At 31.7% G+C, this 13126-nt stretch carries 13 protein-coding genes and 1 pseudogene; 8 read left to right on the forward strand and 6 right to left on the reverse strand.

The window, feature by feature from the left end; translation table 11 throughout:
* Positions 1 to 14: 14 nt before the first annotated feature.
* Positions 15 to 713, reverse strand: a complete 699-nt coding sequence (locus LF845_RS10335) for a DUF547 domain-containing protein (RefSeq protein WP_242820940.1) — start codon at positions 711 to 713, stop codon at positions 15 to 17.
* Positions 714 to 937: 224 nt separating this feature from the next.
* On the opposite strand from LF845_RS10335, the gene LF845_RS10340 reads away from it, so the two are divergent.
* From LF845_RS10340 to LF845_RS10360, 5 genes are read left to right on the forward strand one after another with little or no spacing between them, the layout of a single operon-like run.
* Entirely contained in the window at positions 938 to 1363 is a 426-nt protein-coding gene (locus tag LF845_RS10340; protein ID WP_242820941.1) for a DUF2318 domain-containing protein, read from the forward strand.
* 9 nt (positions 1364 to 1372) lie between these two features.
* On the forward strand, positions 1373 to 2533 hold the full coding sequence (locus LF845_RS10345; RefSeq protein WP_242820942.1) for an ABC transporter permease: 1161 nt from the start codon (positions 1373 to 1375) through the stop codon (positions 2531 to 2533).
* Positions 2534 to 2545: 12 nt separating this feature from the next.
* Positions 2546 to 3211, forward strand: a complete 666-nt coding sequence (locus tag LF845_RS10350; protein WP_242820943.1) for an ABC transporter ATP-binding protein — start codon at positions 2546 to 2548, stop codon at positions 3209 to 3211.
* The gene (locus LF845_RS10355) at positions 3201 to 4313 is read left to right on the forward strand and encodes an ATP-binding protein (RefSeq protein ID WP_242820944.1); all 1113 of its coding nucleotides are present in this window, start codon (positions 3201 to 3203) and stop codon (positions 4311 to 4313) included. Before LF845_RS10350 ends, LF845_RS10355 begins: the two co-directional genes overlap by 11 nt.
* The gene (locus LF845_RS10360) at positions 4294 to 5622 is read left to right on the forward strand and encodes a sigma-54-dependent transcriptional regulator (RefSeq protein ID WP_242820945.1); all 1329 of its coding nucleotides are present in this window, start codon (positions 4294 to 4296) and stop codon (positions 5620 to 5622) included. The genes LF845_RS10355 and LF845_RS10360 overlap by 20 nt, the downstream gene beginning before the upstream one ends.
* Positions 5623 to 5686: 64 nt before the next feature.
* Here LF845_RS10360 and LF845_RS10365 read toward each other — a convergent pair whose 3' ends face one another.
* The gene (locus tag LF845_RS10365; RefSeq protein WP_242820946.1) at positions 5687 to 6103 is read right to left on the reverse strand and encodes a HEPN domain-containing protein; all 417 of its coding nucleotides are present in this window, start codon (positions 6101 to 6103) and stop codon (positions 5687 to 5689) included.
* A complete protein-coding gene (locus LF845_RS10370; RefSeq protein ID WP_242820947.1) occupies positions 6078 to 6542 on the reverse strand; it encodes a nucleotidyltransferase domain-containing protein in 465 nt (154 codons plus the stop codon). The genes LF845_RS10365 and LF845_RS10370 overlap by 26 nt, the downstream gene beginning before the upstream one ends.
* Before the next feature lie 255 nt (positions 6543 to 6797).
* Here LF845_RS10370 and LF845_RS12040 point away from each other — a divergent pair.
* Both LF845_RS12040 and LF845_RS12045 read left to right on the forward strand, forming a co-directional pair.
* A pseudogene (locus LF845_RS12040) lies at positions 6798 to 7469 on the forward strand (MFS transporter); the annotation flags it as partial.
* Between the two features lie 45 nt (positions 7470 to 7514).
* On the forward strand, positions 7515 to 8195 hold the full coding sequence (locus LF845_RS12045) for an MFS transporter (RefSeq protein ID WP_341352906.1): 681 nt from the start codon (positions 7515 to 7517) through the stop codon (positions 8193 to 8195).
* Between the two features lie 56 nt (positions 8196 to 8251).
* On the opposite strand, the gene LF845_RS10380 is transcribed toward LF845_RS12045, so the two are convergent.
* From LF845_RS10380 to LF845_RS10390, 3 genes are all read right to left on the reverse strand, one after another.
* Positions 8252 to 9436: an ATP-binding protein gene (locus tag LF845_RS10380; RefSeq protein WP_242820949.1), complete on the reverse strand. Its 1185-nt coding sequence runs from the start codon at positions 9434 to 9436 to the stop codon at positions 8252 to 8254.
* Between the two features lie 328 nt (positions 9437 to 9764).
* Positions 9765 to 11156, reverse strand: a complete 1392-nt coding sequence (locus LF845_RS10385; RefSeq protein WP_242820950.1) for an ATP-binding protein — start codon at positions 11154 to 11156, stop codon at positions 9765 to 9767.
* 222 nt (positions 11157 to 11378) lie between these two features.
* Positions 11379 to 11882, reverse strand: a complete 504-nt coding sequence (locus LF845_RS10390; protein WP_242820951.1) for a DUF2062 domain-containing protein — start codon at positions 11880 to 11882, stop codon at positions 11379 to 11381.
* 395 nt (positions 11883 to 12277) lie between these two features.
* Here LF845_RS10390 and LF845_RS10395 point away from each other — a divergent pair, with 395 nt between their 5' ends.
* Positions 12278 to 13120, forward strand: coding sequence for a Wzz/FepE/Etk N-terminal domain-containing protein (locus LF845_RS10395; RefSeq protein WP_242820952.1), 843 nt, complete (start codon positions 12278 to 12280; stop codon positions 13118 to 13120).
* Positions 13121 to 13126 lie beyond the last annotated feature (6 nt).

Genomic DNA, 13126 nt, shown 5'->3' on the forward strand with positions numbered 1-13126 from the left:
AAAACAAACCGTCCTTACTTCTCATTTAAGCTCCAGTCATACTTTATCCATTTTTTATTAAAATTTTTTATATCTATTAAAGAATATTTTTTAATAAAATCATCTATCGAGTTAAAATCTTCACTGTACCATTTAAATATTGAGGACAAAAATACCGTATTTTTTTCATAGTCCACCACCATTCCATAGTTTGACTGTAAATATTCTTGTACTTGCTCAGTAAGCTGTGCATCAAGCTTCTCCCCTGTATAGGCTTCGAAGCGAAGCGGGGGACACCCTTTTGCAGCACATACAAGGGCAAAATGAATTCGTGGTTCATTAAACTCTTTTCGAATAATATCGTGCTCAAGGTTATCAAGAGAAATTTTATTACCAAACAGTTTGACAACCTTTTTATCCCATGGACCGCTAAAAATATTACCGATATCCTTTATCGATTCCACCGGGTAATTATCAATGATTAACTGTAAGGTTGCAGCATTGTAAAAGTTAATCAAAAAGGCAAGTTTTGCGTGGTTGTCCCATTTATTGTATGTATTCAAATCAACATTAGAGAGCGTTTTTAGATATTCATCAAGCAAGTATCTATCTTTTTTCAAACTTTTATAATCTACCAATCCACTATTGACATATCTTTTGAGCAAAATATCGTATTTTTGGTGCAAACTATTTTCCGATGAAAACCCATTTACTGCAATCAAGAATACACTCAAAAAAAATATAAACCTCGGCAACCACTTCATGAAGATATTATAATTAAAATAATTAAATTCACAATATAAAACAAACAACTATACTTTTGTAGAATATTCTCCAATACCTTTGCAGAATATTCTACAATATTTAGAATCAATTTCAAATAAATATCAATACACCAACGATTTATAATTTTGGCAAAGAGATTGCTTAATATTAAAAAAAATCGTGAGGTGAGTTTATGAAAAAACTTTTTTTAGGACTAATTGCTTTAATTTTTCTTGCAGGTTGCCAGAGTGGCAAATATGAAAAAGTAAAAGCGGAAAATGGAATCGTTAAAATACCCGTTTCCAAAGTAAGTGACGGTAATATTCACTACTATGAATATGATAACAATGGCAAACCTGTTAAATTTTTTGTATTGCAAAGCAATGACAGGACCATAAGAGCAGCTTTTGATGCTTGCGACGTATGCTATCCGGAAAAAAAAGGGTATCGTCAGGAAGGTGATTTTGTAATTTGTAATAATTGCGGGCAAAGATTTCACGAATCAAAGATAAATGTGCAAAAAGGTGGTTGCAATCCAGCACCATTAAACAGAAGTGTAAATGGTAGCTTTCTTGAAATACAAGTTGCCGACATTAAAAAAGGCTCATTCTATTTTTAGGGTAAAAATATGAATATTTTTACGATTCCGTTTAAAAACCTGAAGGTAAAGTTTTTTAAAACAGCTATTTTAATATTCGTATTTGCAATAGGCATTACTTCTTCTGTCGCACTTAACAAAGTCTCTTCCACAGTTTCAGAAGCTCTGGAAGAAAAGATGAATAAATTTGGTGCGAACATACTTGTGTACCCGAAAACGGATGAGATAAATATTTCTTACGGCGGGGTACAGCTTGGAAATTTGTCTTACGAGGTTAAATACCTTCCTGAAACTGATGTTGTAGAAAAAATAAGAAACATTGAGTTTAATAAAAACATAAGTGCTGTAGCTCCAAAACTAGTAAAAGCAGCTAAATTAGAAGATAAATTGGTAGGCGTAGTTGGTATCGTCCCACAAGAAGAGATAAAAATAAAAAGCTACTGGAATATTTCAGGAAAAATGATTGAAAGGGGAGATGAAGTAATTATAGGTTCAAATATTGCCAAAAAACTTAATAAAAATATGGGTGATAAAATACAGCTTTATGACAGCAATTTTACAATCTCAGGTGTAATTGAAAGTACCGGTTCTGAAGAGGATAATCTTATTTTTGCTAACCTGCACCAATTGCAAAACCTCACAGGTGAAACCAATAAAATTAACTTTGTCGAAGTATCAGCGCTTTGTGCAGGGTGTCCTATTGAAGACATAGTCAATCAAATTAAAGTCGCCATTCCAGATTCAGAAATCAATGCCGTCCAGAAACTTGTAAAACAAAGAATGTCCGCAGTACACTTTGTTGAAAAACTCGCTGCTATTTTAAGTGGAGTAATTATTTTTATTGCATGCTTTATGCTTGCTATATTTATGCTCTCTTCCGTTACAGAAAGGAAAAAAGAGATCGGCATATTAAGAGCGGTGGGATATTCCAAGTCAAATATATTTATAATTTTTATTACCGAGGCTCTCTTAATAGGTATAATGTCAGGTCTGGTTGGTTATACAAGCGGATATTTTTTAAGTTTCAAAATACTTGATATTCTGCACATTGAAGCTGGAAAAATAACATTCAGTTTCCTGGAAAGTGTCCTGGTTGTTATTGCTGTTGGCTTAATTGCCATAATCTCATCAAGTCTACCAGCAGCAAAAGCAGCAAAAATAACTCCGTCTGAAGCACTTATTGCATTATAAAAGAGGTATAATATGTTAAGTACAGAAAATCTAAATAAATTTTACTATAACGGAAAAATTGAAACACATGTCTTAAAAGATTTGACCCTTGAAATTGATGCGGGGGAATTTGTAGCCATTTTAGGTAAATCCGGCTCAGGCAAAAGTACACTATTAAACATCCTGTCAACACTTATGAAAGCTGATTCTGGCAAAATATGTTATAATGACATTAACTACTTCGATGTAAAGGAAAAAGAGTTGAACAAACTGAGAAATGAGGAATTTTCTGTTATCTTTCAGTTTCACTATCTTATCCCATATCTGACTGCACTTGAAAATGTACTTTTACCTTGCTCAAAAAGTTTTACACCGGTAAAAAAAGAAGATATTGAGTATGCAAAAGAGTGTCTTGACAAAGTAGGCTTGAACGGAAAGTACGACAGACTGCCAAATCAGCTTTCGGGTGGTGAGCAGCAAAGAGTGGCAATAGCAAGGGCGCTTATAAAAAAGCCAAAGGTGATTTTTGCTGACGAACCTACAGGGAACCTTGATGCTGAAAACAGTATGATTGTAGCAAATATTTTCAAGCAACTTAACAATGAAGGTTACACTATATTGATGGTAACACACGATAAAAGTATGGCTGACTTTGCAGAAAGGATAATTACAATGAAGGATGGGCAGATTGTCAATTAAAAATTATTATATTCCCGGCAATAAATTTGTCGGGATTTTTTCTCTTATTTTCTTCCTTGTAATAATGTTTTTTCATCACACCACCCCTTCGGATTTCAGTATAATTCACATAGTTCATTACTACATGCTCTACATAATTGTCATAATAATGGCAATGAATTACGGACTTATTGGCGGGATATTGGCTTCATTTGTAATTACCATATCTTATGCCCCCAACATTTATTTTAACATATTTGAGCTCAAACACTATCATTTGCGAAGCTTTGTGGAAGTTTTGATGATGTATACACTTGGTATATTTGCAGCATTTTATTCCCAAAAACTTTATCTTGAAAAAATAAAAGTTCAAAATGCCTATAAAAAGCTGGAAGCAGCGACAGAAGAAAAAATTAGAATGGAAAAGGAATTTGCCAAATCTGAAAAACTCAGGGCGTTAGGTCAGTTATCTGCAGGTATAGCACATGAAATAAGAAATCCGCTTGCATCTTTAAAATCTGCAGCAAAACTAATCAAAAGTGGAAAAAATATAGAACAGCTTACAGATATTCTTGTTACAGAAATTGACAGACTTAACAGTTTTATTGAAAGATTCTTACAATATGCAAGATTTGGAAGGATTGAAAATAAAAATATATTCATCAAAAATTTTTATATGGAGCTTCTTGAATGGCTTAAACTCGCCACAAAATCTACCAATGAAAATATAAAAATAATAGAAAATTATCAATGTGACGAAAACGCACAAATAAAAGGGGATATCAATAATTTAAAACAGGCATTTATCAATATCTTTTTAAACAGTGTTGAAGAATTGAAAAGCAACAATTCCGATAGAAAAATCATCGAATTTGCTGTAAATTGCGAGGATGAAAAGATTATCTTTTGCATAAAAGACAATGGAAGAGGTATCTCTGAAAATATCAAAGAAAAAATTTTTGAGCCTTTTTTTACCACAAAAGAATCAGGCTCAGGATTAGGTTTGACAATAACTTCAAAGATAATTAGTGAACACGAAGGGGATTTAAAGATATCAAATAATAACGGAGCACAATTTACTATTTCTTTAAAGAAGGCAACAGATGAAGATACTGCTTGTTGAAGATAATGAAACCCTTGCAACCCTTATCAAAATCATGCTTGAAGATGAAGGGTTTGAAATTGAGCATCTAAATCGTGGTGATAAAGCATTAGAGCTTTTAAAAAAAGAAAGCTTTGACATTATTATTACCGACATAAAATTACCCGGCTCAAGCGGGCATGATATTTTGGATTTCTCTATTAAAAATCAGTTAGGTTCAATCGTAATAATAATAACCGCCTATGGAAATATAGCTGATGCGGTAAATGCCATCAAGTCAGGAGCTTACGACTACATTCCAAAGCCGTTTGAAAATGAAGTATTAGTCAATACAGTAAAAAAGGCAGCAAAATTCAAAACTATTGAGAATGAAAATATTCAGCTTAAAGATTTTGTAAAAAGCTCTCTAAAACCAAACATTATCGGCAGTAGCGTAAAGCTAAAAAGTGTAATGGAATTAATAGAAAAAGTCGCACAAACTGATGCACCGGTATTGTTCTTAGGGGAAAGTGGTACAGGGAAAGAGTTATTTGCAAAGCAACTTCACTTTATCAGTAATCGTAGCAGCAAACCCTTCGTGACAGTAAACTGTGCAGCTATCCCTGAAAATCTTTTTGAAAGTGAACTTTTTGGGCATAAAAAAGGAGCTTTTACCGGGGCGGACAAAGATAAGACAGGGAAAATAAAATCTGCAAACAAAGGTACACTTTTCTTAGATGAAATTGGGGAGCTACCATTTGAGACACAAGCAAAACTTCTCCGCTTTTTACAGGAAGGGGAGATACAGCCGGTAGGGGGAAATTTTGCTGAAAAAGTTGATGTAAGGATTGTAGCTGCCACAAATAAAGATTTAAAAACATTGGTAGAGCAAGGCAAATTCAGAGAAGACCTATATTACAGGCTAAATATTTTCCCCATCAATATCCCGTCACTTCGCGAAAGAAGTGAAGATATTCATGAGCTTGCCGCATATTTCTTACAAAAATATGGATACAAACATATAAAACTCGATGATAAAACATTAGATAAATTGAAAAATTACGACTGGCCTGGGAATGTCAGAGAGCTTGAAAACACTATTTACAGAATGGCAATCTTGTCAAAAGGGGAAAAACTAAATACAGACTTTTTTATGGGCAGTAGAGGGAATGTAAAATCCTGCCTTTTGCTTGAGCTTCCTGAGGATAATTTTGATATTATCGATTTTGAAAAAAATATAATTTTAAAGGCTCTTGAAAAATTTAATTGGAACAAGAAAAAGACTGCGGAATATCTGTGTATCCCAAGACATGTGCTGCTTTATAGAATGGAGAAGTATAAACTACACTGATTATTTTCAACGTTCAATATTCGATGTTCAAGGTTTTTAGTACAAGGTACAACACTGAGACTCTCTATAATTCAACTCCAAGAGCCTTTTTAACAATCATTTCAATCTCTTTAGCCCAGTCTATGGCCTGTTGCGCCTCTTCTGTTGAGTATTCCTCAGAAGGTATCCAATCTTCCATGCCATAAAAGGAAAGTTCCCTTTCTTTGCGTAATCTTCTTGAAATATCTTTTAAACGTTCAAGATTATCATTTACTACCTGAGGAAAAACTTCTTTATTCATCTCTATGTATCTTGAAACATCATGAACTTTAGGCACTTCTATTCCAAATGCTATTATAAGTGCTTTCAAGAGAAGTTCTACAACCTCCTGAGCCTCTCTGACCACATCAGCATAAGATTCTTCAGATTTTAAAAACTCCAAAGCCTTTATCCTTTTTTGTGCCCTAAAAATATAATCATCTACTAATCTCATCCTTTGCATATAATATTCTCCAGTATTTTTTGGGATAAGAGTGCTCTAAAATTTCACCATTATCTATCTTTTCTTTTATCACACTAACCACTTTGTTTATTAAACCAGCCTTATCATATAGGGTAATATAATTTTCAAAAATCCCTAAATAAAATGAATGAAACACATCCAAATCTTCTACTGTTAAGACTATTGGGCTAAGAAAATGCTCTTCGAAATAATACCCGATTTTTTTGTAAAACTCATCTATTCTTTTTTTAAAAGTAATATTACTTTTATTGAGTACAATTAAAATGTCTATATCAGAATATGTTGCGAAATCACCCCTTGCTACTGAGCCAAAGAGTACTGCGGCCATAAGATCATTACCGTAAGCTTTTTTTAAAAGCTCAAGTAAATAGTCTTTTTTTTCTATGAGATTCTTTTGAAAAAAAGTTTGTAACGTCATTTTTAATTTTTCACCTCATCTAAGACTTAATTTATCATTGATCTTTTAAATTTTAATTTTTCATTTCATAATTACATGAAAATCAACTATCTTATATAATAAATTATATACCATTTCTTCAACTTTTAAAGAAAATTTGTATTTACTTTTGAACATTTTATTCTTGAACATAGAATTTAGAACTTCTAACCTTGAACATAGAACGTAGAACGTTGAACGTTTACTTCTTGAAGTTTCCCTAAAAAATTTTATAATGACCACATGCATACTAATAACGACTCAAACAAAAATACTGCCCTTTTCATTGCCGCACTTTCTTCATTTTTAGCTCCATTTATGACATCCTCAATAAATGTTTCTTTGCCAGATATTGAGAAAGATTTTATAGTCGATGCTGTCCTTCTCGGTTGGGTAGCCTCTTCATACATTTTGGCGGCAGCCATTTTTTTAGTCCCATTTGGCAAGATTGCTGACATTTACGGCAGAAAAAAATTATTTTTGATTGGGATAGCTACTTATACAATATCCACTATTTTAATCGGACTATCTCACTCTATATCCACACTTTTAACCTTCAGAGTTATTCAGGGAATTGGCAGCTCTATGGTATTTAGCACAAATATTGCAATTATCACATCCGTTTTCCCTTTGGGTGAAAGGGGGAAAGCACTTGGTATAAATGTTTCAGCTGTTTACGTAGGGTTGTCACTCGGCCCTGTGTTAGGTGGGGTATTGACCCAGCATTTCGGTTGGAGAAGCTTATTCCTCTTTCAGATTCCATTTTGCATACTTATAATTTTTCTTACTTTTAGTAAATTAAAAGGGGAATGGGCAGAGTCAAAGGGTGAAAAGATTGATACAATTGGTGCAACCCTTTACGTGCTTTTTATCGCCTGCATAATGTATGGTTTGACGGTTATTACAAATGCAAAATCCATACTTTTTATAATATCGGCAATGATATTATTTATTATGTTAGTCCAGATAGAAAAAAGGGCTCAACATCCAATAATTGATTTTAATATTTTTAAAACAAATATCACATTTACATTTTCAAATGCAGCAGCATTTATAAACTACTCTTCCACTTTTGCGGTAAGCTTCTTATTAAGTTTGTACCTTCACTATATTAAAGGGTTAAGTGTTCAAAATGTTGGGATGATTTTGCTATTTCAACCCTTAATGATGGCTATATTCTCACCTATTGCAGGGAGGCTTTCCGATAAAATAGAGCCAAGAATAATTGCATCAATCGGCATGGGACTTATGTCTGTAAGCCTTTTTATTTTTTCTACGATAAATTTTCAGTCAAGTATTCAGATTATTGTTTTCACTTTGGCACTTCTTGGCCTTGGGTTTGCTCTATTTTCATCCCCTAATGCCAATGCAATAATGAGCTCAGTAAAAAAGAAAGATTACGGCATCGCCTCTGCACTGCTTGGCACGATGCGGCTTACCGGGCAGATGTTTAGCATGGCTATAGTTATGGTAGTATTCACTTTGATTATAGGCAAAGTAAGAATCACACCGGAATATTATGACGGCTTTGTTTCAAGTACCAAAATATTATTCTTAATTTTCGGATTTTTAAATTTTATAGGCATCTTTGCCTCAATTACCCGGGGGGATATAAAAAATATCAACAGATCTTAAATTTACAATTTTACAATTTAAACTTACAATTAACCTTTTTATAAAACTATTTCCCTTTAATATATAAATCCGATTAGCCATAATGGGATTTTTCTGTCATAACCAACTTCAATGTCATCTGTCAGGAGATACCCGTTATTACCAATTTTGGAATAATTTTTATTTTTACCGCCAATTTCAATTAAATATTGATTGTTTACAAGAAGATCCCCTTTTTTAGGATAGCTTAAATTATAAAGATTTTTTAGTTGCGAAACTACAAAAGTTTCTCTAATTGTTCCAATTTTTCGTTCTTCACAATAACAATAGTTTAAGTTTGTATTATTCAAATATATTTTTTCAGGCTTTGTAAAAATGGCATCACCTTTTACATTTGGTTTTAACGATGTTAGGATATTGCCAGAGTTTAAATATTCAATATAACGATATAAAGTATGTCTGTTAATCTCAATTTTCTGGGCAAGTTTAGAGAGATTAAGCTCATAAGGCTCTGGGAAGCATATTAATTTAATAAGTTTTTTTAGCTTAATTATATTCTTTGGTTCAATTTTATATATCAGTGGCAAATCAGACTCTACAACAACGTTTATCGTTTCTTCTAATTTCTTGTAATAAGTGTTTGGGTTTTCAAAATAAAAAGGATAAAATCCATACTGTAAATATTCCTTAAAATGCTCCAGTGGTTTTATTGACTTTAAGATATTGTAAGCTATTTCTACATGATTTTTTAAAATCTCTTCCAGTGGAATACTTTTGAATTGTTTTCCTACTTTTAATTCTAAAAACTCTCTAAATGAAAGACCGTTTACTTTATATAATACTGCACGTCTACTCAAGTCATCCTTTGCATGCTCTAATCTTAAAGCACTCGACCCTGAAATTAAAACTTTTATGTCAAGAAAGTCATATATCTCTTTTAATTGTCTTGCAAAATCAGGATATTTGTGAATTTCATCTATAGCTAATACCTTACCGCCTTTTGCTGAAAACTCTTTTGCTAATTCAAATAGCGACAAATTACTCATTTTTATAGAATCAGCGGAAATATAGAGCTTTTTATTTAAAGGTAGATTTATCTCTTTTAAATATTGAAGTAGAAAAGTAGTTTTGCCTACTCCCCTCGCACCTAAAATCACTATTAATTTGTCGTTGAAATCAACTTTATTAAAAAAATACCTTTTATATTGAATGTTTAAGCTACTAAGTAGCAATACAAACCTTTCATAAAAAAAATCCAGCATATCAACCCTCTAAGCCAACTTGCCCAACCTATTAAACAAATTATATAATAATTGTTTAATATATTCAACAATTATTCTTATTACTATAATCCCTTTTATCTTACCGCTAAACTAAAAGTAGACTCTTCTTTTTTTATTTTTTTAAACCTCATAGGATACCGAGTAGCACGGAGATTTTTTAAATTTTATTTCTTTAAACTTAAATATTTTCCCTTCTGTCTTTTTTTGGCTCAATGTTTGTTAAATATGTTCTTTATGCAAAATTATAAATTGCCCGGGGGGATATAAAAAAAATTAATTTAATGTCTATATATTGGCTATGCCCTAGTTATACACTTTCAATATCTCCAAGCCCAAACAAAATTATATTTGAATTATCTTCTGCAAACTGTAAAACCTTTTCATCAAATCCGCACTTTGAAAAAAATACATAATATTTATTTCGTTTATCAAACAGCGCCCCCTTTTCAATCAATTGCGTTAAAGCGCCCATGCCGAGTTTGCTGTTTTGCCACTTACATTCACCTATAATCAAATTATTCTTATCATAGGCAACAATATCTATTTCCTCCTCCCTTTTCTTAGCGGGATTATTTCCCCACCACTTTCCAATCCTTTCAAAAACAAAAGGTAATTTATTTTCTTTGTTCAATATTTTTAAATAGTCAGCGGCAATCTCTTCAAATATTAAGCCAATATATTCGTTTAGATATGGTTTAATTTTCTCTTCTATAACGTATTGAACCATACCTTGCTCAATCAAACTTTTATTCTCAAAAATAAACCTGTACCAAAATCTAAAAAAGTTATCCTTAATTCTGTAAATGCTGCTCCTGCTACATTTAGCCAATTTTTCAGGTCTTAACTGCTCTACAATTCTCAATTCAATCAGCGTGTTTAAATATTTAGCGGCTTTGCTGGAGTCTAACACTACCTTCGTCGCAATCTCATTTAGCCTTGTATAACCACAAGCAATTGATTCTAAAATTGAATTATACACTGATGGCTCTCTTAATTCCTGTTTTAAAAGAAATTTAGGTTCTTCATACAAATATGATGTTCTATCTAATATTTTTTCTCTAATATTATCAAAAATATCAAGTTTAGGCTCAAATGATATAAGATATTGTGGAGTCCCACCAAAAATACTAAAAATACTAATTTGATTTTCTGTAGAAGTACCAGAAAAAAAATCTCTGCTTTCAAAAAAATTAAAAGGTACTATCTCCATCTGGGCAGTCCTTCTGCCATAAAGTGGACTTTTGTACCCCAGCACCTCTTTTTCCATAAAGCTTATGTAGGAGCCACATAGTATTAGAAATAATTTTGTATCATTAAAATAATGATCTATAATTTTCTGCAATACAGAAGGTATATTTTTTTCTGAATATGCCAAATATTGAAATTCATCAATGACTAATACCAATCTTTCATCTTTTGCTCTTTCAGCTATGAATAAAAAAGCACTTTCCCATGTATCAAAGTTACTTAACCCACTTAACTTGAAAAATTTAAATATACTTTGTGAGAAATTTCTAAGAGCCATTTCATTGCTATATTCCTCAGGAATAAAAAATATTGATTTCTTATCCTTACAAAATTCTGACAATAAAGCTGTTTTACCAACCCTTCTTCTACCATACATAACTACAAAATTAAAATTATCGCTATAATAAAGCTCATTAAGCTTTTTTAGCTCATAATCTCTTCCAACAAACATTACTCACCCTAAAAACTAACTTTATAGTTACTAACTCATAAGTTACTTACTTTAGAGTTAGTAACTATAAAAATATATCAAAAGCTACTTCTTTTGCAAGAAAATTTTCTGTTTTTTTATAAAATAGTCATACACACATTAATTATTCAAAAATCCACCAATCCCGCTTTTGACTTTATCCTCTAGCTTGTTTTTATCATAACACCCACAAGACACCTTCTTTCAGGTAGGTGATATAGTGGGTGTTATGACAAATGAGTTTTTAAATTTTGCAAACCAAGAAAGATTGCTATCAACTTTATCCATTGAGTATCTATATATTTTTGAGAGATAATAAATAATTAGACCCATCAGAATGCCAATAACGATCCCTACAGCAAGTCCACCAGATGTCAGGTAATATTCAAACCCAAAAAAAGCTAATACGGGCGCATTGATAATTTTTGCAAATAAACCGGTTGCCACATTGTCAAGCAACACCCCACCAAAATAAAAAATAAATGGAGTTGCAAGATAAAAAAGTAGTTTTGAGATTGAAAACACAAAGAGGAATATACCCAAATTTGCATTCAGCACAATAAAAAGCAAAACTATAGAAGCAGATAGCCCAAAAGCTCTGTCAAATCCAGGAGTAAATCCTAAAATAGCACCTAAAATACAGGCAAACATTATTTGCAGAAAACTCAAATTTCCCCTTAATATCTTTGCAATCTTTTTAATAAACATCAAACTACCTCCTTTACCGTCAGGGATATTTTGACTTAAAATTAAATATACCTACCCTAAAACGGTATTGAAATAATTTAGTCATATTTAATTGTAGCTGAGAAATTTTAAGATTGCAAAAGAAGTAGAAATAAGTTCTAAGTTCTAAGAAATTTCACTTTTCGTTAAATATGTCAAGAATTTATATATCCGTGATTCGGTTCACAGTACCTTAACGTTTGTACGTTTCAACGTTTTAGCGTTCACACGTTTCTAGGTTCACTGTTCACGGTTTACAGTTTCCGGTTCACGGTATTTTAATGTTTACAAGTCTTAACATTTTAAAATAACCATTGCAATTTTTCAGTATAATTGTTAAAAGTTTGTTGCTTTTTAAATATGATTTAGGAGTGGCCATGGAAGAAAAAAATAAACAACAAATTATACCTGTGCAATATGTACCAATACATACATACGAAGAAGATGAAATTGACCTTAAAGAACTTATAAGAACTATTTTAAAACACAAATATTTCATACTAATATTTACATTAGCAATAGCTTCTTTGGCGGGTATTTATGCTTATTTAAAAACGCCAATTTATGAAATAAAGTCTAATATACAAGTTGGATATATTAGTAATAGTAATAGTAATAGTAAAATATATCTCATAGAACCAAATGCTTTGCAACTGTACATAAAGGGCAATTTTGATAATTCTGAAAATGAAAATGACAAATACCCTCAAGTAGATGTTGAGATAATCAATAAAACAAATGACTTACTTGGACTTAAAATAAGAGATTTTTCAAATGAGGCAGCATTAGATTACCTCAACAAAATACTCGATTCTGTCAAAAAAGAGGAAGATAAAAAACTTACTTCCTATACCGAGAATATTAAATCTCAAATAGAAATATTGGAAACTCAACTGACAGAAACTGAAAAACAAATAACAGCTCTTGAGATTCAGCTTAAATCGACTAAAGACCCATTAATTTATCAAACAATAGCAAATAATATCAAAGAATACAATGACAAATTATTAAGGACAAAGCTTAATATAGTCCAACTAAACTCACAAATTTCTCCACTAAATATAACAAGAGCAAGCACCTTAGGTAAACTATTAACTTACGAAGAACCTATAAAACCGAAAAAAAAGCTTATCATTGTCGTAGCTTTAGTCACAGGGTTTTTCTTGTCGATTTTCATGGTATTCTTTATGGAGTTTGTGAGAAGTTTCAAAGAAGAATAGGCTTGT

Source organism: Deferrivibrio essentukiensis, from assembly GCF_020480685.1.
GTDB lineage: Bacteria > Chrysiogenota > Deferribacteres > Deferribacterales > Deferrivibrionaceae > Deferrivibrio > Deferrivibrio essentukiensis.